Below are 389 nucleotides of genomic sequence, written 5' to 3' on the forward strand. Positions count from 1 at the left end.
GTAGGCGTCCTTCGTGTCGGTGGGAATCACGTTGCCCATCACCACATGCCCCACCGCATCGGCCGCGATGCCGCTGCGCTCGATGGCCGCGCGCACGGCGGTGGTGGCGAGCTGGGTGTTGGGGATGTCCTTGAGCGAGCCGCCGAAGGTGCCGATGGGGGTGCGGGCGATGGAGGCGATGAGGATGTCGCGTGGAGGCATGGCTGATGGTCCTTCGAAGAGAAAAAAGGTGGGAGATCGACTTCCCACAGGCGTGTTGCCTGTCGGGTTCTGGGGCGGCGATCCATGCCGCCATCGTAGGTTTGTGATCTCGCACGCACTGGCGCCAAGGCGTCATCGCATAGGACGTGAAAACCTTGGGACGAGCGAAACTTTTAAACCTTGCGGGT

General features: G+C 63.0%; 1 protein-coding gene. It reads right to left on the minus strand.

The genetic code is table 11. From position 1 onward, the window contains the following. A partial coding sequence (locus AC066S_RS39975) for a thiolase family protein (protein WP_478272091.1) occupies positions 1-201 on the minus strand: 201 nt, incomplete at its 3' end. Positions 202-389 lie beyond the last annotated feature (188 nt).

The organism is Bradyrhizobium sp. CFUWI, assembly GCF_056429085.1.